Raw genomic sequence first — 26,599 nt, forward strand, 5'->3', positions numbered from 1 at the left:
GTCAGGAGGCGGTGAGCGATGGAAGGTAAATTAATTTTTTGTTCTGATGCAATACTGCGGTTTCAGTCCGATTACGATGAAACCTCGGCGGTTCCATTGCTATCCATCCAGAACACGATAGCCAATACCGATCCCTTTTTTCTTCTTCGCTTCTTCCATCATACGACTCTGATTGAAGAAGGAACAACACTGGCAAGTATCTTCTTGGCGATAGAACCTTGGAAGGCACTGTTAGCCGCTTATCTGGATAGAGATGTTGGTGCTTATATAGATGAGGTAAGAAAACCGTCCGGGCCAACGACATGGGATATTGAATGGATTGGGATTGATCGTCGCAGCTTGGTTTATCGCGCTTACAAGCGTCAGGATATGGAAGAAGGGGAAGATTTTTCGACCTATTTTAATCGCGAACGATTCCCGACTGATGAGTTTGACATAGAAAGTAGCTGTGATGCTTCAGGCTTCATCAAAGGGGATAAAGATCGCTGGAGTATCAGCGGTGATGTTCATGAGATAAAGAATCTGCCAGTAATCCTCTATAGCAAACAGACATTGATGACTTCAGCGAAGGACGGATTGTTGAAGAAGTACGTATCAGGGGTGAAGAGTTCCAAGCATAGCTGCTTTGTTTATGGCGATACCTCGTTTTCTTTCAGTGAGGTAATGGAAGCTATCTTCATCAGTGGGCTGTTCTTCTATACGCCAAGAGACGCCGCCAGTAGTCTTGATGAACTGAAAGCGAATGTGGCTGAGTTGGAAGAAGAACTGGCCGAGGTATCAAAAACGGAGCTGGTAGCCAACGAAACAGATAAAGAACCTACTATAGTCGTAGCTGAAGGTGCTTTTGATTCGGTTGCTGCTCATATGGAGTCAGAAGCTGAAGAGTGGCAATCCATTAAGAAGCTGTGCCAGCGAGAAGGTGAGCTACCCATGCGTATTGGTAACATTAAAACTGCTGTGCCTCCAGCTTTGTAGTTTTTTAAGAAAATAAATGTTGTAAATATGCATCTATATTTTTTATAATGTAAAAGTGCTGGGTGAAATATCATCTCCGTGAATGCGATGGGATGAATGATTTTTATATGTAATTTGATCAATGCCATTTGGAATGATTTTAGTTGTCGACGGCTGTTTTTATATCCAGTATGATTTTATACGTATCCAGCAAAATGTTTTTAGATGCTGTTTCATGAACTCCGGTTGAAAGGTTTATTCTCTGCTTTTGGGAATAATAGTTAAAATGGAGATAAGTGTAATGACGTTTAGTAATGAAATTGAAGTTTTCATAAAAGATTTTGTTAAAGATCTGGAAAATGATTGTGCTGCTATTTTTTCTGGCGCAGGGATGTCTAAAAGTCAAGGTTATGTCGATTGGAAAGAATTACTTAGCGATATAGCAGAAGAGCTTAGTTTAGACATTAATAAAGAAGACGATCTAATATCGCTTGCTCAATTTCATGTTAATGAAAAGAAAGGGGCTACAAAACTCACGAGGAAGATAATCGAAGAGTTTTCTGAGCAAGCAGAACCATCAGAAGTTCATAATATAATTGCACGTTTACCAATTAAGACATTTTGGACAACAAACTATGACACTTTAATTGAAGATAGTCTACGGAAAGTTTACAAGATTGCAGATATAAAAAGAAACATAGATGATTTAAATACAACCCGACCTAAGCGAGATGCGATAGTATATAAAATGCATGGTGATATTTCGTCTCCCTCCAAGGCTATTTTATATAAAGAGCAGTATGAAAAATACTACAGAACACACGCCTCATTTATTACCGCACTTAGCGGGGATTTAATATCAAAAACTTTTCTATTTATAGGATTTAGTTTTACCGATCCAAATCTGGATTATATTTTGAGTCGTTTGTATACTCATTCTGGGGATAAGAGAGTACATTATTGTTTTATGAAGAATGAGGCTAATAATTCGCTAGATGATGAAGAAACAGTAACCTACAAGATCAGAAAACAAAAGCTGCGAATTGATGATCTCAAGAGATTTGGCATACAAGTATTATTAATAGATGAATATTCTGACATCCCTATAATTCTAGCTAAGATAGAACAGTCATTTAAAAAGAAAACGATATTTATTTCGGGTAGTGCAGAAAAATATGGGGGGCTTGAAAGGCCCAAAGCATTAGACTTTATTCATACATTAGCATATGAGATTATAAAGAATAATTATAGGATAGTGAATGGATTTGGATGGGGCGTCGGAAGTTCTGTGATAAATGGTGCGTTGGATGCCATTTATAGTAGGCCAGATAAATTATCAGAAGAACAGCTTATAGTTAGACCATTTCCTCAAACTGTCAGCAAGGGGAAAGATATTCAAGAACTTTGGGAGGAGTATAGACAGAGAATGATTCCTCTTGGTGGTATTGCATTGTTTATTTTTGGAAATAAACAAGAGAAAAATAATGATATAATAAATGCTAGGGGCGTATTTAGAGAGTTTGAGATTGCTGTTCAACATGGCCTTGTACCAATTCCTTTACCTAATACCGGGTATATGTCTGAATATATATTTGAACAAATATCACAAGATCCTAATAAATATTATGGAAGTAATGAATGGATATATAATGATTTGTTTGAGCTTACTGAAAAAGAGTTTTCGGTAAAAAAAACAATAGAAGTTGTAATAAAAATCATAAACAAACTGAATAAATAATATATTAGGTGAAGTTATGGCTCATGAAACATTCATATCATATAAATATAGTGAAGCACAGGATTTAAGAGACAAAATTGTCAAGGCATTAGGTGATGACGCTGTTTACTATAAAGGGGAGACATCGGAGTCTCCTGATATAAGTAATACAACAGTAGATAATATAAAGAACAATCTTAAAAATATGATTTTCGGGACATCTGTTTTAATTGTAATTATTTCCCCAAATATGATTAAAAGTAAATGGATTGACTGGGAAATTGAATATGCATTGAAAGAATACAAGAGAGGTGGAACCACCTCCCGGACTAATGGCATTGTTGGTGTGATAATGAAGGTTAATAATAGTTATGACTGGTTAGTATCTTCTTCAATCAAGCCTGATGGATGTTCATCAAGAACTATTGATGTAACTAAATTATATGACATTATTAATAATAATAGATTTAATCTGACTTCAGAAGATAAGTATTGTTGCCCTGAGTGCAAATCATATGATCAATTGACAGGTTCGTATATTTCATTGATAGAAGAAGACCGGTTTTTAGCAGATCTATCTTCATATATTGAAAATGCTTATGAAAAATCTAAAAAAATAAGTTCCTACAATTTATCTAAACAAAAATAGATAATAATGAAAAGGGCCACAGATGTTTGTGGCCTATATACATATTAATTAATCAAGTAGGCCGCGTGAAGTCTTACTGGCTGTCTGGCTAAAGTTATATTTATCCACAACATTACCCTTAAACCAGATATCCAGTGATTTAATGTGTGCTGTACTGCTACTTGTCAGTAGAGCGAGACCGGGAATGTAGTTAGATAACTGGCTTTCTCCCGTCATGCTGGAGTAGCTCCACATCTCTTGTCCATCATTTGTGGCGCGTGTCTGTGGTTCTCCGAATGCGGTAAGGATCTCTTGTTGGGTAGTTTTTCCTTTGACGATTTTTAGCTTTACCGTCTGATGATTTTCATCTGTAAGAGATTTATTACCATGTACGGTGCAACTGGCTAGGGGAACAATAGCCAATACAGCAATAAGCATTTTTTTCATTTTAGGCCCATAGGTAGATAATAATTAAAGATAACGGATTAAAAAACATATTGTTTAAAGACAAGAAGCCAGCGTTCGCAGAGTTCTTGATTTGAAGTGGTTTTATTCTTCAAGGGAACATTAATTTTCCACATGGGATTTTTAATGTCATCAGTTAAAATATTTAGGCCAGAACGTTGATTAGCTGAAAGTTGTTCTCTCCAGTTAGTAATAGCGGCATTATTCATACCTCTCAATGTTCCATTACCGTAAAATTTCCCAGCGTCAGAAAGCGTATAATTGATCTCTCTGATATTGTCATAGGAATAGGTCTTGTCTCTTTCTTTATCGAAAAAACGAATGGTGCGCTGTTTGGTGTCTATGACAATCCCGGTTCGCTGACATTCATAAGATAAAATGTCTCCATCCAGAACTTCAGTGAAGCTGTTGTAGTGCTTTTTCTTCTGTATATCTACTGCGGTCATGATAACGACGAAGAGCACTACTAAAAATACAATACCTACTGCTTCCACTCTTACTTCCTCCATGTAAATGAGTTAAAGGGGCTTGGCCTGACCGCAGAACTTTAAAGGGGTTCACTCTCTTACAGTGCTGCGGTTGTGGCTCTTGTCCCTGCCTCTCAAGCCTATCAGAACGTAAAAATATGATCGATATAAAAGATCGATAATCAATTATTGATAGTTTTTAACGATTAAAGGTGCGGTATCGATCGGTGATCAATTGTTAAAAACGATCGAATATTAAATTATGATAGATAAAAACTATCATAATGTTGTTTTTGATCGTTTTAAACGATATGACGAGCCTCAAAAAGAATTGAATCCTATCAATTGGTTAGGCGGTGGTTTTGTTGTGTCATATCTGTCTGAACACGCAGAAACACTACAGCTAACTAGAAAAGCATCAACACATAACAGTATTTTTGATTATCAGGATGGATACGCAGATGAAGAAGATTTTACTCGTTGCTGGCGCAGCAATGGCGCTGGCGGGATGTGGTGAGAAAGGTGATTTTGAAAAGGCGATTAACGCGAAGATATCAAAATCTAAGGTGTGCTATGCACTACAGGATAATGATCGCGTGTTTAATAAAGGTTTTCCTGTTCGGGTCAATCGTGGTTATCGTTCTGCCGGATACAATGAAAATGATGAAATCCTAAAAGGTCTGTCTGAGCAGGGGCTGTTTGATGTTTCGCAGGAGTCTAACAGCTTTAGCAACGTTGATGTTCTGGAAGTAACGGATAAGGGACAAGAGGTTGAGTTCTGGGATCGCAAGGATGGTGTCTGTATTGGTCATCGTGCCGTAGCTGAAATTAAAGAATGGACAGAAGCCGATGCAAGTGGCATGAAGATTGTTCGCGTATCGTATACGTGGAGGCTGGCTGGTGTTCCTTCGTGGGTAGATAAAAGTGCATTCGCTGGCGTCAGGGGAATGACTGAACCTGCTGAAGGTCTTATTTCTCTTGTAAAGACCAGTAATGGTTGGAAAGCAAACTAAGTAATGCTGAATCGTTAAGTACCCTGTTGTTCTGTTGAAGGTCAGGGTAGGAACTAAAGGTATTTTTAAAAGCCACCTTTCAAGAAGGTGGCTTTTAAATTAAAGTTTCTTGACGCAAGATGCAACAAGATAATTTATTGGTGAGCCTTTTGAGAAATAATCAAGAATATAGTTTCTCTCTGCTGATTTAAGATTTCTCGTACCGATAGCCGAAGACCATGATAACCAATCTGATTGTCCGGTTCTAAGGTATTCATTCCTTATTTCTTTGAAACCAAAACCCTGTTCCGGTATCTCTAATACTTTTGCTCTGGCAATTTTAAAATCACCAGATAACTCATATAACTTGTGTAAAACGGAGCCATACTCACCTACACCTAATAGATAGTCTTCAACTATTGCTCCAATCCAAAACAATTGATATTCTAAAAAGTTATTATTAGTATTTAAATAGCTGAGCAATATTTTTACTAATCCTGATTTATCGGTAATACCTGAACAGATCGTATAAATATGTTTTATTAAATTTGGGAATCTGCCTAATAGCATTGGCATCTGAGAAAGTAAACTATCATTATGAGTTCTCAAAAAACCAAGAATTAAATCGGCATCAGACTCTTCTATTTTTTCATCTTTTAGCAAGTCTATTAATTTGTTAACTTGTTCATCATCAAGGTGCTTTATGATTTCAATATTAGTCTCGACTACCTCTACCCCTGAGGCTGTAGGTATATGTTCATATTCCGTAATGATTTCTTTAAGTGATGACTTGATCTGAGTTAAGGTTTCATTCACATCTCCCATCACATTGTCAAATGTGGTTTTTGACGGATTTATATTTAAGGATACTTGCCCTAATAACTGCTGTATTCTGATGAAATCATTATTTAGTGTTTCAATGTCATTGTCAAAAATAGTAAAGTCATCCATAAATCTTACTATTTGAGCAGATTTTAGGCGACCATGTAAATCAACGAATTTTAGAAACTCATTACCGATCATTTTTGCCGGATAAATTCCTTGGGGCATAAAATCGATACTTCGTCCTGAGTTAATTTCGCGAAAAAACTGTCCGAGAGCTTCAACATCCGCAGGGCTAACGCCTTCTTTTGAGCTAAACCAGTGGATTATATCATGGTGATATAAACTATTAAAATAAGATGCTATGTCAAAATGTATACTGTGAGAATATAGCTCAGAATATTTTTTTAAGCTTTGTTTATATTCATTATAGGAAACGTGGATAGGTATCCTGCTACCGTTCCTAAAAATATATCCAAAGCTTTTTCTCGACCCGCTTACTTCTGGCCTAAATATCTTCCTGTTTCGATAGATAACATCATAAATAAAATACTCAGCTACTGGATCTAATTTTACAGTTCGTCTCAAATGACCTTTAGGTTTAGTCGAAAAGACTTTTTGCTGAGACAGAAAACTATCTGTTGGATATGCAGGATTAATGACCTTCTGATAAATATATTCTGACATCTCTTGTGAGTGATGCTTGAGTAATATTTGATTGGTTTTTAATGGGTATAATGTGGCTGAGAAATCAGATTCATAAAAATCAATGGTAGATGTCATATTTTATCACCTATCTAAATATTGTAACAACAGATAGTTAATCACATTGCACTCACTATACATCCGTTCACTTAAAAAACATATACTTTTCAAAGTATAAAGTTCAGTTGGAATGGTACAGCATAGAGGTTCTATCCTCAGGGAAATTTTGGTGGCCTTAGCTTTGATGTGGTGGTTAACTTACTTGCTGTCTGTAGAGGTGTATCGTTATGTGCATACTGGGATGTGTTTTTTTTTCTCAACCTACTTGGGAAGCGAGTGAACTCATCACTATCTGATGCGCCGATATCGAATTCTGTTTGCGATGATTTTTGAGTGCTGTTAAATTTTGCTCGTTTTTCAAACTCCGAGCGAAGAACATTGACACCCAGCACTTCATCATAGACATAGTTCTCTGCAATACGTTTATCATGGTCAGCATCAGTGGTATCGGGTTTCCTTTTGGCCCATACGAATCTCTCTCTTATATATCCTACTACCAGTAGTGTGAAACGCTTAAACAAACTACTCTGATGCGGCTTAATCTGCTTCCTACTACTCATGGGAGCACGGTTCATCGCTCTGGTTCTTTGAAGATATGGGTTTTTCAATTTAGTGGATTTATTTTGTTCAGGAGCAACCAGAACAGGGGATTTCTTCCCTGCAGCACTAACCTTACTGACTTTATTGGGATCACGGTAAGATTTTACTGCTGGCCTTCTGCTTATGGCTGCTGTCATCATAACAGGCTGCTGCTTTGTTGTTGCCGGGTCGTCTGGAAGGACTATCTCTTCGGGTTCAGCAAGATGTGTAATCATAAAGCTTCTGACATCAACCACGATCTCCAGTGGTAGCTCACTGAATGTTGTATAGACCTTCTTAGCCTCTTCAATTTGACTATTACGTAGGGCCTGTTCAGCAGCTCGCTGTTCCTGTGCTTCCTTATCATTCCACTTGGCACGATGAACACGTTGCATTGCCGGACGGTTAGTTTCTGTTGCCTTGGCAAGCCAGAATGCTTTCTCTTCAGCGCTGAATGCTTCTTCTGCTTGGGTAAGGGCATCAGCACATTGTGTCCTGAGAGAACGATGATCGATACGTTCTTCACTGCCTGCGGCTTCAAGGTAGTTGTTTGACATGGTGGCCCACGACTCACGCCACTGAACAACCATATTCTTATCATTCCAGCTTCTGTCTTTTTTGCCAAAGCCAGCAGCGGTGATAGTTTTCAGGGTTAACATAACATGTGCATGCGGGTTTTTACTGTCTAAATCATGGAATGAGATATCAGCTATCATCCCCTTATCGACAAAGTTTTTCTGACAGTATTCGGCAACTAATTTTTTCTTGTCATCGTTGTTGAGTTCTACAGGGATAGCGATATCGAAATAACGGGCTGTTTGTCCGTTGTTCTGGCGCTCAACTCTTTCAACTTCATTCCAGAGTGCTGACGAGCTTTCAACAATATGAGCAGGGGCGGAAACAGGTGCTAATATAATATGACCATGTAGATCTGTTCTGTGGCTGAAATCGAAAACCTCGCCAATGCGATCATCTGTAATACGTGTACGGGCATGGTAGGCAGCTTTCGCAACGGAAGTCATGCCCTCTGAACGTTTCACAATTTTAAAATCCAGATGAAAAATCGCCATTAAAAATATAACCTCAATATAAATTTAAATATCTAATCAATAAATGAATCGCAAATATAACCATGCGGGTTTTAGTTTTTCGCAAGAAAAACTTTGGTGTTGACCTCGGTTTTGCTTTTAGCCTGCGGCAGGCAACCGTCGGTAGACCCCACACACTGCGTAGCAGTGTATAGGTGGGCATTGCTTTATTTTTATATCTCCTAAAGGAGCTAAAAATAACGACAATGTTTTAAGTTTTTCTATATTATTGATAATAACGCTAGTTTTACACGCTGTGAAATTAACAGGGCTAGAATCGGATGAACGGCTGAGGTGGCGTGGTTATATTGAATATTATGATTTCAGAGCGTGCCCGAAAGGGCAAAAAGAGTGTTTTTCCTCCCGCAGTGAGGCGGGAAAGCAGAATTTAAGATAAATAGTGAAAATTACAAAATATTTTATGTGTTGCATAATTCACAGGTTAAGACCAGAAATCAGAGTCAAAAAAAAGAGGTGAAATTGTTTTCATTAATTTAATAAAATAAGTAACGCGGAGAGTATCGTATAATTAATGTTAGTGATTGCACTCGTATGTGTTGCATGTTTTTGTTTTGTGCTTGCTGGCAGGATATTTTTAAAACCAAAACACCATTTTTTCGGGGTGAACCCTATGATTAGCAGGAATGAACCCTGTTCCAGCAATGTGATTTGTTTGAACAATCATCTTGCGTTGCGTAATTTAATCTGGAATGCAAAACATTCAATCCTCTGCCTATGGTTTGACCTTTTCTTTTTTTAATTGTATTTCATGTTTTTGACAACTAAAAAGAGAAGTAATTATGAGTGATACTGATAACAGTAGAAAATCACGAACAGAAAAAACAATTAAGCAAAAAATAGCATCAGCACAGATGCGTCTGAATCGTCTAAAGAGTAAGGAAAAATCCCTGACTAAGAGCGCTGAGACACGCCTGAAGATAATCCTTGGGGCAGAAGTAGCTAAATTTTGGCTGTAAAGTAGAAGATGTCGATAAGGAGTTTGTGTTGGGTATATTAATACATTTTCAAAATGTTGGTGCTGAGGATAAGGCAAGGCTGAAATTACGCGGTAAAAGGTTTCTTGAGGATATGGTTGGTAGACAGGAATAACGACGAAAAATATAACATCATGATAATGAAGGTTTTTTCTTATTCAGCGACAGTCGGGTATTTAGAACTACAGAGGTGATTGTTCAAATAGTGTTCGTTTTTGAGATCGTGCTCAAGAAAATCTATGTGCTTTATAGTGTAGTTTAGCTTAAGTGAATTTTCGTTAAGGTATTGTGGAGGAAGGTTTTTTGAAATTTGGCTTTTCCATGAAACCATAATCTTTTTCATTGAGGTGAGGTGGGTGTTATGGATGAAGTCAATGTTGCTCAATATTTGAGAATGTCTACAGACCATCAGCAGTATTCAATATTCAATCAGTCTCAATTCATAAGTAAATTTGCGTCAGAACATAAGATGAATATCATTCATACATATGACGACTCTGGAAAAAGTGGGGTTTCAGCAAACCGAAGACAGGCATTTCAACAATTAATAGATGATGTGGTAGAAGGGAAAATAAATATTAAGGCAGTTTTAGTTTATGACATAAGCCGTTTTGGGCGATTTCAGAGTATAGATCAATTTGGATATTATACCCATCAACTTCAAATGCATGGTGTTGGCATCATATATTGTGCAAACCCTATCATCGAAGGTAATAGTGATTATGCTGATTTTCAATTATTCATAGATCGAAAAAAAGCTTCTTCTTTTAGTCGGGATTTATCACAAAAAGTCTTTCTTGGACAAGCTAATCTGGCTGGCCGAGGATATCACCAAGGCGGACCTGCTGGATATGGTTTACGAAGAATGTTGATAGATGAAAACCATAAATATAAAGGGATACTTAAATATAGAGAGTGGAAAAGCATCCAGACTGATCGAATAATTTTAGTATTAGGGCCGGAAGATGAAGTCATAACGGTTAAATGGATATACGATCAATTCATGAATAATTCGAAGCCAGAGAGGGTTATTGCCTCTGAGTTGAATAGAAGGGGGATTACTGCAGAGCATGGCACTAAATGGACTAGAGGAAAGATCCATGAGATTTTAACTAACGAAAAGTATATTGGTCATAATGTCTATAACCGAACATCTTCTCGTTTAAAGCAGCGTCTTATTCACAACCCACAGCATGAATGGATAAGATGTGAAAATGCTTTTGAAGCTATTATTTCTCCTGAGTTATTTTTACAAGTGCAGGCTATTATTAGTAATAGAAGTATTCATCTTAGTAATGATGATTTACTTGGTAAACTCTCCGAGCTTTTTAAAACCAAAGGGAAACTATCCGGCATAATTATAGATGAAGATGATGATACACCATCCTCATCTGTTTATAGGAAACGTTTTGGTGGTCTATTACAGGCTTATAAATTAATTGATTATAAACCAAAGCATGATTATGACTATTTGCGGATTAATTCCTTGCTAAGAGAAAAATATCATAGCTTAGTTGGAAAACTCATTTTTGATATTACAGAACAAGGTTGTTATGTTGATTATGATGAGGAGTCTAAATTATTTACTATTAGCGATGAAGTTAAAATGTCTGTAGTTATCTCCCGTTGTTTCATGAATAACGCGAGAAAGCGCTGGAGAATCCGGTTTGAGAGAAAGTATAGCTATGATATTTGTATCGTTGTTAGACTTGATAGTCAAAACGTGAACACCAAAGATTACTATATATTCCCTTCAATAGAGTTATTAGATACTCAGTTTGTTTTTGAAGAGTTAAATCCTTACCAGCTAGAGTTTTATCGATATGATGACTTGATACCTTTTTTGCAAATCCTTAAACGTGAGGTTTTTTAAAAGGAATTCACTGATGAATGAATATGAAGAAATAAAGCTTATAGATATCTCAGAGATCAGGATCGTTAATCCACGTTCAAGAAGTAAATCTATTCACGATGAACTTGTTGAAAGTATAAAAAACATAGGACTAAAGAAACCTATTACGGTTAGGTTATCTGACTCAACCTGTAAGTCGTATGTATACGATTTAATTTGTGGTCAAGGGCGGATTGAGGCTTATGAAATATTAGGTGAAAAACAAATCCCAGCAATACTAAAGTCAGTAGATCATGAAGATGGTCATATCATGAGTCTTGCAGAAAATATTGCTCGAAGAAAACCACGTTCGACTGAGCTTCTCAACAGCATTATAGAATTAAAGAATAAAGGTTTTTCTGAGTTAGAGATTGCTAATAAAATTGGTCGTTCTAAAAATTGGGTATCTTCTATTGTATCATTAAAAGAGAATGGTGAAGATAAATTACTTTCTGCTGTTGAGTCTGGCAGAATCCCGATATATATAGCGGTAGAAATATCAAGAGCTAAAGGAGTTGATTTACAACACCTTCTTTTAGAAGGCTTTAATTCTGGTGAGCTTAACTCTAAGCAGATAGGTGCAATTAAAAGGATCTTAGCTCAGAGAGAAACATCAGGTAAGGGAAGTGATAATAACTCTTTTGTTCAGAGTGTAAAAAAGAAGCGGATTACCTCTGAAGAGTTAAAAGAACTTTATCAAGAAAACGTCAAAAGACATAAAATTATTCATACAAGATCTGAGTTTACAATATCTAGCCTAATGGTTGTTAAGGAGATAATGATTAATTTACTGAGAAATAGAGAGTTTTCCGAACTTCTATCTGTTGAGAGCCTGAATTCTGTCCCTGCATTTATTCTGGATAATGTTGACCCCGAACGAGGACTTGAAAATGAATAAACCTAACTTCGGCAATAAATGTTTCATTATTAATGTATCTGATCTGTTATATGGGAAAGATTTACCTATTAATGTGAAATCAAGTGTTAAATATCTTCAAATACTTTCAACGGTGAAAACTGTTGGTATCATAGAACCAATAGTTATTTATATTAATAAGGTGTCAGAAAAAATCATACTCGATGGTCACTTAAGAGTTGAAGCTTCAAAGGATATTGGGCTATCCACTGTGCCTTGTTTAATTTCAGAGGATGAAGAATCTTATAGTTATAACAAATATGTTAATCGATTACCTGTTATTCAGGAGTATCGTATGATATTACAGGCTGTAGATGCTGGTGTTTCAGAGGAAAAGATTAGTCAATCTCTGAATATATCAGTAGATACACTCAGGGCAAAGTTCAGATTACTTGATGGGATTAGCCCGGAAACTACGGCTTTATTAGCAAATCAACATGTTCCTCAAGCAATATTTGCTATTTTACGTAAAATGAAACCAGAAAGACAGCTGGAAGCTGTATCAACGATGATGAGTATAAATAATTTTAGTCGTAAATTTGCTCTATCATTATTACATTATACTCCTGATGACATGTTGATAAATCCGAAAGATTCGAAGCTCAAGCAACAAGACATAGCCAAAAATTTTGCCAGAATGGAACGCGAAATGGCTGCTATGGAAATGGAGACTAAGCAACTCGAAAATATATATGGTACAAATAATCTAAAGTTGGCAGTGATTATCGGACACATTAAAAAATTGCTTTCTAATTATTCTGTGTTAAATTGGTTAGTAGATAATAATCCTGATTATTTAGCTCAATTAAAGAAAATTGCCGCCATTGACTCATTGCCAATGTGCGAAGACGATTAGTTGCGTTGAATATTATACGGACCACTATGAACAATGCATTTTATGTTGTAGTGTATTGTTCATAGTAGTACTGTATAACTATATATTATTCTTGAATCCGAAATTCTAAAATATCGATAGTCTAATTTCAATCCGTGAAATCAAAGTTATATTTATTTTATTTTTATTAACTTGACGTTATTTGCCTTTGTGATAATTAAATTCGTAGGAACAGCAGAGGTAATAATCATGGATAATAAAAGTAAAAGATCAAGAAAAGAAAAAACATTAAAGCAAAAGGTGGCATTTGCTCAACTTGAACTTAACCGTCTTAAGTCAATGGAGAAATCAGAGCAAAAGAAAGTTGAAACAAGGCTAAAAATTATTCTTGGCGCGGAAGTGGCTAAGGCTGTGAATTGTGGTGTCGAACAGGTGGATAAAGAACTTGTTCTGGGCATTTTACTTTCAGCATCTGAGTTGAATGATATTGAAAGAATAAAATATATAAAAGCAGGGAGGTGGTTTCTTGCTCAAATGGATGGAAGACAGAAATAAAAAATATTAAATAAATTTAATGACAGGGGTTGATATCTAATTAATATCTGTTATCTATATAAAAGAACAGAACGCTAAGTAATCTTTTTATTAATACATATTTTTTCCTTTTAACTCATGCGTTCTGTTTGACCAGTAATCTATTAATTTTTATGTTGTAAACGTCATCATTGCCTTTTCATCAGATATGATTAATATCCCATTAGAAAGTAATAACGATGAAAGTAGTGATAACCAAAGTTGTTTTTAAATCTCCCAAAAGGCAAAGAGCCATCTTTGCCTTTTTCAATTCATCCGTCTATCAGGTGGAATAATATATATCTTGCGTTATCTATTGCCAGATATGAGAGAAGCGCTATAACAGGAGGTATCATTAAAATAAAAAAGGAGATAATAATGGTTTTATTAAATAATAAAAGAAAAAGCAAAAAAGGTTTCTCATTACTCGAATTATTACTTGTTCTGGGGATTATCGCAGCGTTAGTGGTTGCAGCTTTTATTGTGTATCCCAAGGTTCAGGCTTCACAGAGAGCACAGGCTGAGTCTAATAACATTGCCACCATACAGGCAGGTGTCAAAGCACTCTATACGTCAGCATCCAGCTTCGCCGGACTCACGAATACCGTTGCTGTTCAGGCGAAGATTTTCCCTGACAATATGTTGAGCGGAACAGGCAACACCGCAAAGCCAGTTAATGCATTCAAAGGGAATGTGACGTTGGTGGCAGCAGCTACAGGACCATCAGCAGCAGCTGGCTCTTCTTTCACGATCACGTATGACAACGTGCCAGCAGCGGAGTGTGTGAAGATTGCAACCGCAGCCGCAGGTAATTTTTACATTGCTACTGTTGGAACTAAGGTGGTTAAAGCTGCCGGTGGAATGCTGGATGTTGCGGCAACGGCTTCAGCGTGTTCGAACGCTACAAGCAACACATTAATATTTACATCAATATAATTGATATTTCACGTCCCTAAAGCCGTTCTGTTTTCTTCAGACGGCTTTTTTGTATCTGAATTTTATAAATGTCGGATACAAGAACTTGAAAGTTATTCTGTTTCTGTTAATTAATATGAATGTAAAACTAAAAAGGAAAATAAACGATGAAAATAAAAAAAGGCTTTTCGCTATTAGAGTTAACTCTTGTGTTAGGGATAGGGAGCATGATAGCTTTTTTGAAATTTCAGGATATGAGAAATGAACAGGAAACAATAATAGCTAATGCTGTTGGTTCTCAAATTAAACAGCTTGGTGAAGCGGTCAACCGCTATATTAGTGTGCGCTATGATAAATTATCTACACTCTCTAATGCTGCTGGAACAGGTATCGATCCGGGACCAAGAACCTGTAGTGGTGATGGTTGTGAAATTTCCTTTGAGACACTTGTTAATGAGGGTTTTTTACCTGTCAACTATGCGGGAGATAACTTACAGAAATCGTCTTATAAAATCCTCTTAAAGCGTGATGGAACAACCCCCAACTATGTTATCAACGGTTTAGTTGCTACAACTGCTGCATGGAAAGATGGCTCCAAGATTCGCTATGATTTATTGGGTAAAGCAATGATGGCAGCGGGTATTGATAGTGGAATGACAAAATCTGCAACAGTGGCTTCGGGCTATGGCGGTCAATGGAGTGAAAAATCATCCGATTTCAAAAACATTACTTCTGAGGGCCTTTTGGTTTATCGCGTTGGATATGATTCCTCGATGTATTCTGTTTACTTACGTCGTGATGGAACGCTCCCGATGACTGGTAATCTTAATATGGGGGGGAATGATATCGATAATGCTAAAAATATTACTGCTACGGGTAAAGGAAGATTTGGTGGCAATATCACCTCTGGAGGAAATATCTATGCAGCTCATGAAGTTATTGCCCATAATGGTTATGGAGATACCATCACTTTAGGGGGAGATTCTGCAGGGGAAGATTATGAAATCAGACTGAGTAACGGTGCTCGTCCGTTAAGCATTTACTCTCCTCATGCTGCAAATTACACTACTGTTTTAAATGTATGGAAAAATACCAAAATACAACAACGTCTTGCCACTAATGGTCTTGATCCTAATAATCTTCCTTCTGGATGGACTGGAGGCATCAGGACTGTTGATGTATATGCATCAGGTACAGTTGGAACTGGAGATAGTTCTGGTAATATTAAAGCTTATATCAATGCCTCTGGCAATCTTTATGCTGCAGGAACTGCTCAGGTAGATGGTGATATCACATCGTCAGGTCAAATAATAGCTAATAGACGATTAACAACGAATGAGTTTTTACAAATTAATGGTGTGGCGAAAGAAGGTGCAAGTTGTGCGACTAATGGTTTACAGGGGCGCAATGCATCAGGTCTACTTTTATCATGTGTCTCGGGCATCTGGCAAGCATCCATTATCAATGGTAGAAACAGTAATGGATACTGGCAGAAAAATACTTCAACCGGACTTATCACTCAATGGGGAAGAGGAAACGCCGATGGTACAAAGAAATTTCCAGTGCCATTTTCGGATATAAGTTCCATTAATTTATCTGTAACAAACTGCGCTGACATGGGCCGATATGTTGATGCTGCCTATGGCATTATTAATAGTATTTCCGAGTTTTACACAAGAACAAGACAATCAGCAGACAGTAACGGTTATACATCATATCCCATTTGCTGGTTAGCTGTTGGGTATTGAAATCAATAATGTGTTTTATATTTATTACAGTCTAATACTCAAGTTATCTTGCGACAAACTTTGAAATGGTGTACGTTGTTTACGATCCAACTAATTTATAACGGTGATACGGATATGCCCTCGACAAAAAAATATTTAGAATTTATCTTAGAGCAATTGTCATCATTAGATGACATTACTTCACGCGCAATGATGGGGGAATTCATTATTTACTATCGCGGAAAAATTGTTGGCGGTATCTATGATGATCGTTTTCTTGTCAAACCGGTTCGCTCAGCAATAGCTTATATGCCTGTCACTTCTTATGAGTTACCCTATGAAGGGGCGAAAGAAATGTTATTGGTGGATGATGTTGATGATAAAGAGTTTTTAGCAGGATTACTTGATACAATGTATGATGAACTGCCATTGCCAAAATCTAAAAAATAATTATTTTGTAAGTAAGCGAAAATAATTACGACCCGAAGGGCAGACCTTTCACATTTTATTAATTATTAACGCCAGCATTTAATAACAGGTAAGGATCATGCTGAACAATACCCCGTCCAATCATCCATCAGCTCCACCCGCTTAGGCCACAACGTCCCACGCTGATACGCTGCTTCAGCCTTATCTGCCAACTGGTGCGCCAACGCATGTTCAATAACCTCACGTTGATAGTCCGTTGCTTCACCAGCCCACTCACGGAAAGTAGAACGGAAGCCATGCTGCGTTAAGCCACCATGCCCCATTCGTTTCAATACAGCCAATAACGACATATCAGAAAGCGTTTCAGCGCGAGGGGCGGGGAATACATGATTGTTATCTTTCAATCGTGGTAAATCTTTTAGCAGAGCAACAACAGCATCAGATAGAGGAACCCGGTGTTCTTTTGCTGCTTTCATACGACTGGCGGGAATCGTCCATGTTTTACCTTTCAGATCGATCTCTGACCACTCTGCGCCACGAACTTCACCAGAGCGAGAAGCCGTCAGGATAGAAAACTCAAGAGCGCGAGCTGAGATTCCTTTACGTTTACGCAATTCAGACATAAAAGAACCGATTTGTTCATAAGGTAATGACGCGTGATGTTTTTGATCTTGCACTTTGCTTGGTAAAGGGAGCAGGGGTTTCAACATACCTTTCCATGCTGCTGGGTTATCACCTTCAAAATACTCTTTAGCCTTTGCGTAATCGATGATGGCTTCAATACGACCACGAAGACGACTAGCCGTCTCATTCTTGGTTAACCAAATAGGCTCCAGTATTGTCAGAAGATCAACTTTTGTGATTTCACCAATCACTTTTTGCCCAATGAACGGGTAGGCATAGGTTTCCAGTGTCGATCGCCACTGCGCCACATGCTTTTTATTCTTAAGCTCACTACTTTTGATTTCTATCACGGCTTCAGCGCATTCACGAAATGTTTTTTGCTTACGTGCCTGAGCTTCTTGAGCCGCTTTTCGAGCGTGTTTTTCTGCAAGAGGATCAACGCCATTACGGATCTGCTTACGCAGTTCACGCGCCTTATCGCGCGCTTCTGACAGCGAAATTTCGGGATAGGGGCCTAACCCCATGTTAAGGCGGCGGGGAACTGTTTTACCTGCTTTATTGATGCGGGTTCCCATTACAATACGCAAGCCCCAAACTCGCGAGCGTCCAATAATCCGAAGGTATAGGCCATCAGCGCCACCAACGTAATATTCTGCATCGGCCTTAAGTTTAGAAACAGCCAGTGCAGACAGTTCTTTAGCTTTCTTTGGCATAAGTAATATTTCATCGTGGTGCATTAGGTGGTGCATAAAATGACAGATTTTAGACCGTTTAGCAATACATTACCGAACACTAAATAATGACAACATATTGTTTTATATTTAAAAATTAGTATTTATTTAGAGTTAGACGGACACTAACATGGCGGACTACGCTTCCGCCAAATATAAACCCCGAGCTATTAAATAGCTCGGGGTTTTTCGTTTTATACACTTTCTGTTGCGCCATTATCCAGATTAAGCGTTGAGGCAGCGCCCGCGTAGGTAAACGCTGCCTCAACCTGTCCCTAACGCAGCTGCGCGCAGGCTTCGGTAATCCGCTGACAGGCCAGCGTCAGCAGCCCATCTTCTACCGCGTAGGCAATACGTAAATACCCCGGCATGCCGAACGCGGACCCGTGTAACACGGCCACCTGAGTGTGTTCTAACAGCCAGTTCGCCAGCCCGCTGTCGTCGTAGAGGGTTTCGCCGCCAGGGGTCACCCGCCCAATAAGCTGCTGGCAGTTGGCAAAGACATAGAATGCGCCCTGGGGGATGCAAGCGCTCAGGCCCTCGGTGGCGGCAATCATCCCCAGCACCTGCTGGCGACGTTTATCCAACCTGTGCAGCCAGCCGTCGAAGAAATCCGCCGAATGGTTAAGGGCCGAGACCGCCGCCGCCTGTGAAATACTGCTGGGATTGGACGTGCTTTGTGATTGCAGGATCTGCATGGCGGCAATCAGCCACTGCGGCCCACCCGCATAGCCCAGACGCCAGCCGGTCATGGCGTGGCTTTTGGACACGCCGTTCACCGTCAGCGTGCGGGAAACCAGCTGCGGCGCGGCCTGAGCAAACGTGGTGAACGGGGTATTGTCGTAACGCAGCGGCTCATAAATGTCGTCGGCCATCACCAGCACCTGCGGGTAGTCCGCCAGCACGTCTGCCAGCGCGCGCAGCTCCGGTTCGCTGTAAATCGCCCCGGTCGGGTTGCCCGGCGAATTGAGGATCAACCAGCGCGTTGACGGGGTGAGGGCTGCGGCCAGTTGTTCCGGCGTCAGCTTCCAGCCGTGTTGTTCATCACAGGGCACAATCACCGGTTCACCGTCGGCCAGAGAGACCATATCCGGGTAGGAGACCCAGTAGGGGGCGGGAATAATCACCTGCTGCCCGACGTCCAGGGTTGCCAGAAAGGCATTGAAAATGAGCTGCTTGGCGCCGCTCCCGGCGATGATCTCCTCCGGGCGGTAGTGCAGCTGGTTGTCGCGCGCGAACTTGGCGGCAATCGCCGACTTTAACGCTGCGGTGCCGGAAACGGCGGTATACTTAGTCTGGTGATGTACGATAGCTTCAATGCCCGCATAGCTAATATGGGGCGGGGTAGCAAAATCCAGTTCCCCTTCGCCCAGGTTGATAACCTGCTTGCCTGCGGCTTCCAGTACCCGTACCTGGTCAGAAATGGCCGCGGTCGGAGAAGGCCGTACGGATCGCATACGACGGGCGATTTGACTGTTATTCATAAATCCTCTTTTGTATCTAATGATTCAATTAATACAATTAGGTACCCAACATCAGCAGGAAACTCGCCGTGTCACCGATCTATATTCTCGATAACAGCTCCGCCCCCGCCCGCTACGGTATCACCGCCAGCCTGTGGGCTAATCGTCTTGGGTTGCCCCTATGGAGCCTTCGCCCCAACTTCGCCGGGGATGTGCCCGATAGCCACCAGCACGTTATTCGTGCAGGGTACTGCGTGACCAGCGGCCTCTGGCGCAGCGATACGCTGCGTGAAGAGGTGCACGATATCGCCCGCCTGCCGTCATCAGACGTCGTCATTGTGCTGGCGTCCTCGCAGGCGTCGCTTATCGCCGACCTGCCGGGCCAGCGGCTTTACAGCGATGACAGCCGCCATCGCCTGACGCTAAGCGACGGGCAACACACGCTGTTAGATCTCACCGCCGACCGCTATGGCCGCTGGGATAGCGGCGTGTCGTCGTTTGCCGGCGCGTCCTTGCGCATCGCGTTGATTGGCCGCGAGGCGGACCACCGTCTGGTCTATCCCGCCACGCTCGGCTCACTGGGCGATGCGGCGGCGTCCCTGGGGCTGAACCTTGATGTCCATTTCTTCGCGCCGGTCAGTCTGTCCGCTGGGTTACACGAACTTCACCTCTTCCAGGGCGTAGTGCTGCCAGGCGGTTCGTCCATGGCGGCGGTCAACGGACAAATTCGCGTGGCGGAAGATACGCTTACCCGCGGTCAGCCAACGCTGGGGCTGTGCCTGGGAATGCAGAGCATGATGACCGCAGCCGTGCGCCGTAGCCCGGGTTTCGAATCGGCCATTCCCGCAGAAGTCGCTCCGCATGAGTCTCTGCACAGCTTTGTTCCCTTTGCCGATGGTCGTCACCGCTGCGGCGTCTTTCCTTTTTCCTCGGGGCTTATCCCCGGCGATATCCGCGAAATGCACTACAACCATCGCTACTGCTTTAACCCCGACTTATTGCCAGCGCTGTCTCCCGGTGGGGTCCGCGTGAGCGCGCAAAGCGACGGTATAGTAGAGGCCGTTTCCCAGCCTGAGCTGCCGTTCTGGCACGGAGTTCAGGGGCATCCGGAACTGATGTCCCGCCCGGATGCGGCCCATCCGCTGTTCGTCGCCTTCCTACAGGCGGCGCTTAACGCGCCAGCGTAACTCCGCTGCGACGGTCGCTGGCAAGCGCCTGCATGACGCGGGTCAGCTCTGCCAGCGCCGCGTCGCCGATCGGTTTTAACGGTGCGCGTACGGTGCCGCCGTTAAAGCCGCGCAGCGCCATCGCCGCTTTCACCAGCTGCGGCTGACCGTGTTTGCGCGCCAGCGCTCTATACGCGTACCACAGCTGATGCAAATCGCGGGCGGTGGCGGCGTCGCCCCGTTCCACGGCGCGGAAGGTATTGACGATCAGCTCCGGCAGCGCGCCGCTGTTGGTCGTGCTGATGCCGTCAAATCCGGCCATCATCGGCCCGAGGAAAGCCAGATCGGAGGCGCAGAATAAACGTAAACGCCCGCGCAGGCGGTTGGCAATCTGGTCGATGGCGGTAGGGTTGAGATCGCCCTGTTTGATGCCAACCACGTTCGGGATCTCTGCCAGCCGTTCCAGCAGCGCCGGGGAGAGGGTAATGCCGATACCCGGCGCGTTGTACACCAGAATGCCGGTTTTAGATAACGGTGCCATCTCATTGAAGTAGCTGACGATCTGTTCGTCAGTGATTTCGCTAACAAAGGGCGCGGTGACCATCGGCAGGCCACCCAGCTCGCTTGCCAGAACGGTCAGCTCGCGGGCGTCGCGCGGATCGGAACTGGCGCTGCATAGCATCACCGCCACGCGGTCATCCACGCAGGCCATCACTTCATGAAACAGTTCGCGGCGTTCTTCGACGGTCATTACCGGGAACTCGCCGTAGGTGCCGCCAATCAGCAGGCCGTCATAGCCCAGACCAATCACGCGTTCGATGTTTTCACGCAACGCCGGGTAGTCGATCGCGCCGCTGGCGTCGAACGGGGTGACGGTAATGTTGAAAATACCGCGCAGGCGTTCACGGCACTCATTGATATCTTTCATCTTTCTTTCCTTACAGCAGTGTTAATGGGCGAGCCAGGGAACCCAGCTGGCGATATCCGGTTTCAGTCACCACCACGGTTTCGCTGACGCCGACGGTGAATTGACCGTAGATACGCAGGGCCGGCGGGATGTGGAAGGTCATGCCAGGCTGCAGCTCGGTGGTGACGCCGCTGTACAGGCTGAGAATGCCGCCTTCGCCCCAGTCCGGCGCGAAGGCGATACCGATGGCGTAACCGGTGCGTTTTTTGAAGTTTTCGGTGAATCCGGCGCGGTCGATCACCTTCTGGCAGGCCAGGTGCGGCGCTTCGCAGGTGGCGCCCGGACGAATGGCGTCGAGGGCGGCCTGCAGGGCTTCCTGACAAACTTTTTCCATTTCGATGGCGATAGCGGGCGGCCGGCCCAGCCAGGCGGAGCGCATCATCGCGGCGTGGTAGCGATCGTGGGCGGCGGACATCTCCAGGAAGACCGGGTCGTTATCCTGCATCACCCGACGTCGCCATGTGCCGTGCGGCACGCCGCTGCGCGGGCCGGTCGAGACCAGCGGTTCCATGCCGACATACTCGGAACCGGCGGCAATGGCGGCCCCCATCATCGCCGAGACCAGCGCGTTTTCGTCTGCGCCGCTGCGAATCGCCGCCATTCCGGCGCGCATACCCGCATCGACATAGCGCGCCGCGGCGGCGATTTTTTCCACCTCCGCAGCCGATTTCACCGCGCGCAACGGTTCGATGACGCCAGCCGTATCGGCAATAGCGCCGAGCTTAGACTGCAGGGCTTCATAGACGGCAATCGGCAGGAACCAGCCGCGTTTATCCAGCCCAATGCGCTTATTGAGCCAGCCGCGCTGTTGCAGCATGCCCACCAGAAAATCCACCGGGTTATCGCCATCCTGGTAGATGGCGGCGTCTGAAATAAAGGTGTTGGCGATAAAGTTAAAGTATTCGAGCTGGCGAATCACAAAGACCGGATCCCCTTCTACCGGCAGCAGCAGCGCCTGAAAGGTGTAATAGCCCGGTGTTTGCTGACCGGTAAGCCAGAAAATGTTTTCCGGTCCGGTCACGATCATCACGTCCACGCCCGCGCGGCTTAAGCGTTCGCGGGTACGTCGAATGCGCTGCGCATATTCGTCGGCGCGAAAGGCGGACTCGCTGCCCTGAATCACATTGTTAACATCTTGCATCGTTAAACTCCTGGAGTAAGTTGGCCCGCGCGGCATCGAACTGCACGCCCAGACCGGGAGAGTCGTTAACGGCGACCATGCCATTGCGGTATTCCAGCCCGCAGACGGGATCGTCGGTTAATCCATCGGCGCCATACAGTTCGGCAAATGCCGGTTGCACCACACGGCACAGCTGGAGCGCGGCGGCGGTGGCGGCATGGCCTTCATTCATCTGACCAATCATGAACGGCACGTCGGCGAGCCGCAGACGGTTGGCGGCGACAAGCGTCGGAGCGAGGCCACCCAATTTCACCAGCTTGAGATGCCCCCATAGCGCGCCTTTGGCGGCAATCAGCCGGGTGATGGCTGCGTCGCTATTGAGGCTTTCGTCGAGCATGATCGGGATGCCGTAACCGTACAGTTCCGCAAGCTGGCTGTCGTATACCGGGCTTAACGGCTGTTCGATATAGCTGAGATTCAGCTCGCGCAGATAAGGGAACGCCGCGTGAGCCTGCGCCAGCGACCACTGGCCGTTGACGTCAATTGCCAGCGAAATCTGCTGGCCAAACCGCAGACGCAACCTTTGCAGGCGGGCCAGGTCGGTGGCGAAATCCGCTACGCCCGTGCGTAACTTCAGCTCGGTGAAACCGCGATCGACATAGCGCTGCGCCTGCTCCAGCATCCGCGACTCGCTGCTCCAGAACAGGGTTTGATTGGTGCGCCAGGCGGGCAGGCCCGCTTGCGCCCCAAGCCAGGCGGCAACGCTTACCCCCTCCTGACGCGCCAGCAGATCGTGCAATGCCATATCCAGCACCATGCGTGACGGCGGCAGCAGCGTGTGGTCCTCATCATCCAGCGCGGCAAGTAGCGCCGCGGGCTGCCGGTGCCAGTCCCAACGGCTGAGGATTTGAAGCAGGTTGTTCAGCACCTGCTCTTCGCTATAGCCATGCAGGTAGCGAATATTGAGCCGTACTTCGCCAACCCCCGTCACGCCCTGGTCTTCCAGACGCAGCCAGACCGTGTCGAGCGCCGTCACCGGGCCAGAGGCGGCGGTATGCAGCGTCACACCGGTATAATGCAGCTCTCCCCGAAAGAGCTGCGCTTTCATAAACCGGGCTCCGGCGGCAGCATGGCGAGCGCAATATCGAGATAGATATCTGCCGCGGCGATAAACTCATCGACGGGGACGAATTCATCGGGCTTGTGCGCCACGGCCAGCGAGCCGGGGCCAATGACCACGCCCTTTGCGCCCAGCGAACGGAAATGCACCAGATCGCAGCCGCCCTGAAAACCAAACGGGCCAGGCTCGCTCTGTCCGTGACGGCGGCAGGCGGCAAGGCTTTGCTCGACAATGGCTTCGCTGCTGTCGGTTTGCGTCGCGCCACCGGTGGTGGGCTGCCAGGCGATAATTTCGGCTTCCACGCCCGCATGAGCGTACGCGTGGTCGAGTAGCTGTTGCAGTTCGGCCTTGACGACCTCTTCGTCTTCACCCGGGACCATGCGGCGGTCAAGCAGTAGCTCACAGCTGTCGGGCACCACGTTGTCCGCATGCCCGCCGTGGATGCGGGTCACCGTCAGGCTGGCGTTACCGACCAGATCGTGGCAGCGGCAACGCACCTGCTGGTGGTGGGCCTCTTCAATCAGCCCTAAAAGGCGCGCGGACTGGTAAATGGCGTTAACCCCCAGCTCCGGCGTGCCGGAGTGCGCGGTGACGCCTTTTACCCGCACGCGAGGACGCAAGCTGCCTTTGTGAGCGGAGAAGGTCGCATTCGATGTCGGCTCGCCAATCACCGCGAAATCAATCGCCGGAGGGTTATCACGTACGTAGAATTTCGCCCCTTCGCTGGCGACCTCTTCATCGGCGGTGAACACGCCCATCAGCGTGCCGGACCAGCGCTGACGGTTGGCGGCCAGCAAACGCAGGGCTTCAACCATCGCCACCAGCGGGCCTTTGGCATCGCAGGCGCCGCGCCCGTACAGGCGCCCATCGCGCTCGGCGAGCGTGAAGGAATCGCTGGTCCAGCCGCTGCCCGCCGGAACGGTGTCGATATGGGTGTTAAAGGCGAAGCACGGCCCCGGTCCATTGTGCAGGACGGCGATAACGTTGGTCCGCCCCGGCGCGTATTCGCTAAAGGAGAGGTCGAATCCGGCGGTCAGCAGCCAGCCTTCCAGACATTCGGCGGCTTCACGCTCATGGCCCGGCGGATTCTCCGTATTGATGGCAACCAGCGTCGCTAAGTCTTTTTTCATACGCGCGCTGTCAACCTGGTAACTGGACATAGGAACTCCGTGGTTAATGTAATATTTGCGTCAGGAAGCGCTGCGCGCGGTCGCTGACGTGGCCGGCGAAGAAATCGCTGGTGCTGGCGCGATCGATAATTTCGCCGTTTTCCATAAAAAGAATGTTGTTAGCGGCCCGGCGGGCGAAGCCCATTTCATGGGTCACCACCATGCTGGTCATTCCTTCTGCGCTGAGCTCTGCCATCACTTCCAGCACCTCGCGGATCATCTCCGGGTCGAGGGCTGACGTGGGTTCGTCGTAGAGCATCAGCTCGGGCTTCATCGCCAGGGCTCGGGCAATTGCCACGCGTTGCTGCTGGCCGCCGGAGAGCTCGTCCGGAAAGTGGTCCGCGCGTTCGTTGATGCGCACCTTCGCCAACAGGTTGTCCGCCAGCGTGCGGGCATCAATGCGGTTCATCCCCAGCACCGTCATCGGGGCCAGCATGATGTTTTCCGCCGCCGTCAGGTGCGAGAACAGCTCGTAGTTCTGGAACACCATGCCAATACGCTGCCGCAGTTTGTGCACCGGCACTTCGCCGCGGCTGATGTGCTGGCTGGCGAAGAACACGTCGCCGCCGTCGGCAGGGGAGAGCATGTTGACGCAGCGTAGCAGGGTGGATTTCCCCGAGCCCGATGGCCCAATCAGTACCACGGTTTCCCCGCGCTGCACCTCAAGTGAGCAGTTCTTGAGCACGGTCTGGCGGCCAAAAGTCTTATCAATGCCGATCATCTCCAGCAGCGGTTTCTCGCTCATGGTTCCTCCCGGGCGGGTTTTGGTAATTTAAACAGGCGGTTCAGCCGCTTCTGGCTTTTGCTGCGGCGCTGTTTGGGATCCAGCACGCTTTCCAGCCACGACTGGAAGACCATAAACAGGCTGGTGAGCAGCAGGTAATAGATGCCTGCGGCGCATAGCGCTTCGAAGTAGCGGAAGCTGGCGCTGGCGGTCTGGTTGGCGACCAGCAGCAGTTCCTGAACAGCGATAACCGAGACCAGCGCGCTCGATTTCAGCATGCTGATCATCTGGTTACCCATCGGTGGCAGAACGATGCGTGCGGCCTGAGGCAGCACGATTTTTCGCATGATCTGCCCGTTGGTCATACCGAGCGCCATGCCGGCGGTGCGCTGGCCGCTTTTTACGGCCTGCAGGCCAGAGCGCAGAATTTCCGCCATGTAGGCGCCTTCATTAAGCGAAAGCGCCAGCACTGCGCAGGTAAATGCGGAGAAGCGTAAGCCGAAGCCTGGCAGCACGTTGTAGACAAAGATTATCTGGAACAGCACCGGCGTCCCGCGAAACAGCCACAGGTAGAAAAAGGCCAGCCCTTTCCCGGCGCGAAACGGCGCTTCCTGCAATAGCGCCAACACCAGGCCCAGCACCACGCCACACAACAGTGAGCAGAGGGTAATCAGTAGCGTCATCCAGGCACCCTGAATAAACTCGGGTGAGAGGAGGTACTGCCACATAAGTTCGATCGACATAGCGTTCTCCGGTT

General features: G+C 44.9%; 25 protein-coding genes and 1 pseudogene. 14 read left to right on the forward strand and 12 right to left on the reverse strand.

Features of this window, described 5'->3' with window-relative positions; translation table 11 throughout:
* Positions 1-18: 18 nt before the first annotated feature.
* The 3 genes from KCG39_RS00965 (at position 19) to KCG39_RS00975 (ending at position 3,320) form a co-directional block, all read left to right on the forward strand.
* Complete coding sequence (locus tag KCG39_RS00965) at positions 19-975, forward strand: hypothetical protein (protein WP_211811516.1); 957 nt, start codon at positions 19-21, stop codon at positions 973-975.
* A 280-nt stretch (positions 976-1,255) separates the two neighbouring features.
* Positions 1,256-2,692, forward strand: coding sequence for an SIR2 family protein (locus KCG39_RS00970; protein WP_211811517.1), 1,437 nt, complete (start codon positions 1,256-1,258; stop codon positions 2,690-2,692).
* 16 nt (positions 2,693-2,708) lie between these two features.
* The gene (locus tag KCG39_RS00975; RefSeq protein WP_211811518.1) at positions 2,709-3,320 is read left to right on the forward strand and encodes a TIR domain-containing protein; all 612 of its coding nucleotides are present in this window, start codon (positions 2,709-2,711) and stop codon (positions 3,318-3,320) included.
* A gap of 48 nt (positions 3,321-3,368) precedes the next feature.
* On the opposite strand, the gene KCG39_RS00980 is transcribed toward KCG39_RS00975, so the two are convergent.
* Both KCG39_RS00980 and KCG39_RS00985 read right to left on the reverse strand, forming a co-directional pair.
* Positions 3,369-3,746, reverse strand: a complete 378-nt coding sequence (locus KCG39_RS00980; RefSeq protein WP_211811519.1) for a hypothetical protein — start codon at positions 3,744-3,746, stop codon at positions 3,369-3,371.
* Between the two features lie 38 nt (positions 3,747-3,784).
* The gene (locus tag KCG39_RS00985) at positions 3,785-4,258 is read right to left on the reverse strand and encodes a DUF4755 domain-containing protein (RefSeq protein WP_211811520.1); all 474 of its coding nucleotides are present in this window, start codon (positions 4,256-4,258) and stop codon (positions 3,785-3,787) included.
* 235 nt (positions 4,259-4,493) lie between these two features.
* On the opposite strand from KCG39_RS00985, the gene KCG39_RS00990 reads away from it, so the two are divergent.
* Positions 4,494-4,748: a hypothetical protein gene (locus KCG39_RS00990; RefSeq protein WP_211811521.1), complete on the forward strand. Its 255-nt coding sequence runs from the start codon at positions 4,494-4,496 to the stop codon at positions 4,746-4,748.
* Positions 4,693-5,244: a membrane lipoprotein lipid attachment site-containing protein gene (locus KCG39_RS00995; RefSeq protein ID WP_211811522.1), complete on the forward strand. Its 552-nt coding sequence runs from the start codon at positions 4,693-4,695 to the stop codon at positions 5,242-5,244. Before KCG39_RS00990 ends, KCG39_RS00995 begins: the two co-directional genes overlap by 56 nt.
* Before the next feature lie 99 nt (positions 5,245-5,343).
* Here the strand turns inward: KCG39_RS00995 and drt5 are convergent, their stop codons facing one another.
* Positions 5,344-6,828 carry an antiviral reverse transcriptase Drt5 gene (drt5, locus tag KCG39_RS01000; protein ID WP_211811523.1) on the reverse strand — a complete coding sequence of 495 codons (1,485 nt, stop codon included), beginning with the start codon at positions 6,826-6,828 and terminating at the stop codon, positions 5,344-5,346.
* Between the two features lie 137 nt (positions 6,829-6,965).
* Positions 6,966-8,459 carry a MobQ family relaxase gene (gene mobQ / locus KCG39_RS01005; RefSeq protein WP_211811524.1) on the reverse strand — a complete coding sequence of 498 codons (1,494 nt, stop codon included), beginning with the start codon at positions 8,457-8,459 and terminating at the stop codon, positions 6,966-6,968.
* Between the two features lie 818 nt (positions 8,460-9,277).
* Between mobQ and KCG39_RS01010 the strand changes: the two are divergent.
* From KCG39_RS01010 to KCG39_RS01045, 8 genes and pseudogenes are all read left to right on the forward strand, one after another.
* Positions 9,278-9,587, forward strand: a pseudogene (locus tag KCG39_RS01010) (conjugal transfer protein TraD).
* A gap of 246 nt (positions 9,588-9,833) precedes the next feature.
* Complete coding sequence (locus KCG39_RS01015; RefSeq protein WP_211811525.1) at positions 9,834-11,345, forward strand: recombinase family protein; 1,512 nt, start codon at positions 9,834-9,836, stop codon at positions 11,343-11,345.
* A 13-nt stretch (positions 11,346-11,358) separates the two neighbouring features.
* Positions 11,359-12,261: a ParB/RepB/Spo0J family partition protein gene (locus KCG39_RS01020; RefSeq protein ID WP_211811526.1), complete on the forward strand. Its 903-nt coding sequence runs from the start codon at positions 11,359-11,361 to the stop codon at positions 12,259-12,261.
* Positions 12,254-13,135, forward strand: a complete 882-nt coding sequence (locus KCG39_RS01025; RefSeq protein WP_211811527.1) for a plasmid partitioning protein RepB C-terminal domain-containing protein — start codon at positions 12,254-12,256, stop codon at positions 13,133-13,135. The genes KCG39_RS01020 and KCG39_RS01025 overlap by 8 nt, the downstream gene beginning before the upstream one ends.
* Positions 13,136-13,363: 228 nt before the next feature.
* On the forward strand, positions 13,364-13,669 hold the full coding sequence (locus KCG39_RS01030) for a conjugal transfer protein TraD (RefSeq protein ID WP_211811528.1): 306 nt from the start codon (positions 13,364-13,366) through the stop codon (positions 13,667-13,669).
* 396 nt (positions 13,670-14,065) lie between these two features.
* The gene (locus KCG39_RS01035; RefSeq protein ID WP_211811529.1) at positions 14,066-14,623 is read left to right on the forward strand and encodes a type 4 pilus major pilin; all 558 of its coding nucleotides are present in this window, start codon (positions 14,066-14,068) and stop codon (positions 14,621-14,623) included.
* Between the two features lie 146 nt (positions 14,624-14,769).
* On the forward strand, positions 14,770-16,350 hold the full coding sequence (gene pilV / locus KCG39_RS01040; RefSeq protein WP_211811530.1) for a shufflon system plasmid conjugative transfer pilus tip adhesin PilV: 1,581 nt from the start codon (positions 14,770-14,772) through the stop codon (positions 16,348-16,350).
* Positions 16,351-16,464: 114 nt separating this feature from the next.
* Positions 16,465-16,779: a TfoX/Sxy family protein gene (locus KCG39_RS01045; protein WP_228299426.1), complete on the forward strand. Its 315-nt coding sequence runs from the start codon at positions 16,465-16,467 to the stop codon at positions 16,777-16,779.
* Between the two features lie 95 nt (positions 16,780-16,874).
* On the opposite strand, the gene KCG39_RS01050 is transcribed toward KCG39_RS01045, so the two are convergent.
* Positions 16,875-18,095, reverse strand: a complete 1,221-nt coding sequence (locus KCG39_RS01050; protein WP_211811625.1) for a tyrosine-type recombinase/integrase — start codon at positions 18,093-18,095, stop codon at positions 16,875-16,877.
* A 293-nt stretch (positions 18,096-18,388) separates the two neighbouring features.
* On the reverse strand, positions 18,389-19,597 hold the full coding sequence (locus KCG39_RS01055; protein WP_139529374.1) for a pyridoxal phosphate-dependent aminotransferase: 1,209 nt from the start codon (positions 19,595-19,597) through the stop codon (positions 18,389-18,391).
* 68 nt (positions 19,598-19,665) lie between these two features.
* Here KCG39_RS01055 and KCG39_RS01060 point away from each other — a divergent pair, with 68 nt between their 5' ends.
* Positions 19,666-20,763, forward strand: a complete 1,098-nt coding sequence (locus tag KCG39_RS01060; RefSeq protein WP_142467759.1) for a glutamine amidotransferase-related protein — start codon at positions 19,666-19,668, stop codon at positions 20,761-20,763.
* Here KCG39_RS01060 and KCG39_RS01065 read toward each other — a convergent pair.
* The 6 genes from KCG39_RS01065 to KCG39_RS01090 are packed head-to-tail and all read right to left on the reverse strand — an operon-like array spanning position 20,747 to position 26,585.
* On the reverse strand, positions 20,747-21,670 hold the full coding sequence (locus KCG39_RS01065) for a dihydrodipicolinate synthase family protein (protein WP_049123361.1): 924 nt from the start codon (positions 21,668-21,670) through the stop codon (positions 20,747-20,749). The two genes, KCG39_RS01060 and KCG39_RS01065, sit on opposite strands and share 17 nt — an antisense overlap.
* Before the next feature lie 10 nt (positions 21,671-21,680).
* Positions 21,681-22,850, reverse strand: coding sequence for a M24 family metallopeptidase (locus tag KCG39_RS01070; RefSeq protein WP_142445491.1), 1,170 nt, complete (start codon positions 22,848-22,850; stop codon positions 21,681-21,683).
* The gene (locus tag KCG39_RS01075) at positions 22,837-23,937 is read right to left on the reverse strand and encodes a mandelate racemase/muconate lactonizing enzyme family protein (RefSeq protein ID WP_142467758.1); all 1,101 of its coding nucleotides are present in this window, start codon (positions 23,935-23,937) and stop codon (positions 22,837-22,839) included. Before KCG39_RS01075 ends, KCG39_RS01070 begins: the two co-directional genes overlap by 14 nt.
* Entirely contained in the window at positions 23,934-25,109 is a 1,176-nt protein-coding gene (locus KCG39_RS01080; protein ID WP_142467757.1) for a M20 family metallopeptidase, read from the reverse strand. Before KCG39_RS01080 ends, KCG39_RS01075 begins: the two co-directional genes overlap by 4 nt.
* Positions 25,110-25,122: 13 nt before the next feature.
* Entirely contained in the window at positions 25,123-25,863 is a 741-nt protein-coding gene (locus tag KCG39_RS01085) for an amino acid ABC transporter ATP-binding protein (protein WP_112165308.1), read from the reverse strand.
* The gene (locus tag KCG39_RS01090; protein WP_142467756.1) at positions 25,860-26,585 is read right to left on the reverse strand and encodes an amino acid ABC transporter permease; all 726 of its coding nucleotides are present in this window, start codon (positions 26,583-26,585) and stop codon (positions 25,860-25,862) included. The genes KCG39_RS01085 and KCG39_RS01090 overlap by 4 nt, the downstream gene beginning before the upstream one ends.
* Between the last annotated feature and the right edge of the window lie 14 nt (positions 26,586-26,599).

It is taken from the genome of Klebsiella pasteurii (assembly GCF_018139045.1).
Lineage (GTDB): Bacteria > Pseudomonadota > Gammaproteobacteria > Enterobacterales > Enterobacteriaceae > Klebsiella > Klebsiella grimontii.

Excerpts from the sequence above, each read along its gene's own strand:
- KCG39_RS00965 (WP_211811516.1), top strand. The coding sequence starts at position 19 with ATGGAAGGTAAATTAATTTTTTGTTCTGATGCAATACTGCGGTTTCAG.
- KCG39_RS01035 (WP_211811529.1), top strand. The coding sequence starts at position 14,066 with ATGGTTTTATTAAATAATAAAAGAAAAAGCAAAAAAGGTTTCTCATTA.
- KCG39_RS01015 (WP_211811525.1), top strand. The coding sequence starts at position 9,834 with ATGGATGAAGTCAATGTTGCTCAATATTTGAGAATGTCTACAGACCAT.
- KCG39_RS00990 (WP_211811521.1), top strand. The coding sequence starts at position 4,494 with ATGATAGATAAAAACTATCATAATGTTGTTTTTGATCGTTTTAAACGA.
- KCG39_RS00970 (WP_211811517.1), top strand. The coding sequence starts at position 1,256 with ATGACGTTTAGTAATGAAATTGAAGTTTTCATAAAAGATTTTGTTAAA.
- KCG39_RS00975 (WP_211811518.1), top strand. The coding sequence starts at position 2,709 with ATGGCTCATGAAACATTCATATCATATAAATATAGTGAAGCACAGGAT.
- drt5 (WP_211811523.1), bottom strand. The coding sequence starts at position 6,828 with ATGACATCTACCATTGATTTTTATGAATCTGATTTCTCAGCCACATTA.
- KCG39_RS01075 (WP_142467758.1), bottom strand. The coding sequence starts at position 23,937 with ATGAAAGCGCAGCTCTTTCGGGGAGAGCTGCATTATACCGGTGTGACG.
- KCG39_RS01065 (WP_049123361.1), bottom strand. The coding sequence starts at position 21,670 with ATGAAAGATATCAATGAGTGCCGTGAACGCCTGCGCGGTATTTTCAAC.
- KCG39_RS01080 (WP_142467757.1), bottom strand. The coding sequence starts at position 25,109 with ATGTCCAGTTACCAGGTTGACAGCGCGCGTATGAAAAAAGACTTAGCG.
- KCG39_RS01045 (WP_228299426.1), top strand. The coding sequence starts at position 16,465 with ATGCCCTCGACAAAAAAATATTTAGAATTTATCTTAGAGCAATTGTCA.
- KCG39_RS01025 (WP_211811527.1), top strand. The coding sequence starts at position 12,254 with ATGAATAAACCTAACTTCGGCAATAAATGTTTCATTATTAATGTATCT.
- mobQ (WP_211811524.1), bottom strand. The coding sequence starts at position 8,459 with ATGGCGATTTTTCATCTGGATTTTAAAATTGTGAAACGTTCAGAGGGC.
- KCG39_RS01085 (WP_112165308.1), bottom strand. The coding sequence starts at position 25,863 with ATGAGCGAGAAACCGCTGCTGGAGATGATCGGCATTGATAAGACTTTT.
- pilV (WP_211811530.1), top strand. The coding sequence starts at position 14,770 with ATGAAAATAAAAAAAGGCTTTTCGCTATTAGAGTTAACTCTTGTGTTA.
- KCG39_RS01090 (WP_142467756.1), bottom strand. The coding sequence starts at position 26,585 with ATGTCGATCGAACTTATGTGGCAGTACCTCCTCTCACCCGAGTTTATT.
- KCG39_RS01030 (WP_211811528.1), top strand. The coding sequence starts at position 13,364 with ATGGATAATAAAAGTAAAAGATCAAGAAAAGAAAAAACATTAAAGCAA.
- KCG39_RS01050 (WP_211811625.1), bottom strand. The coding sequence starts at position 18,095 with ATGCCAAAGAAAGCTAAAGAACTGTCTGCACTGGCTGTTTCTAAACTT.
- KCG39_RS00995 (WP_211811522.1), top strand. The coding sequence starts at position 4,693 with ATGAAGAAGATTTTACTCGTTGCTGGCGCAGCAATGGCGCTGGCGGGA.
- KCG39_RS01070 (WP_142445491.1), bottom strand. The coding sequence starts at position 22,850 with ATGCAAGATGTTAACAATGTGATTCAGGGCAGCGAGTCCGCCTTTCGC.
- KCG39_RS01055 (WP_139529374.1), bottom strand. The coding sequence starts at position 19,597 with ATGAATAACAGTCAAATCGCCCGTCGTATGCGATCCGTACGGCCTTCT.
- KCG39_RS00980 (WP_211811519.1), bottom strand. The coding sequence starts at position 3,746 with ATGAAAAAAATGCTTATTGCTGTATTGGCTATTGTTCCCCTAGCCAGT.
- KCG39_RS01020 (WP_211811526.1), top strand. The coding sequence starts at position 11,359 with ATGAATGAATATGAAGAAATAAAGCTTATAGATATCTCAGAGATCAGG.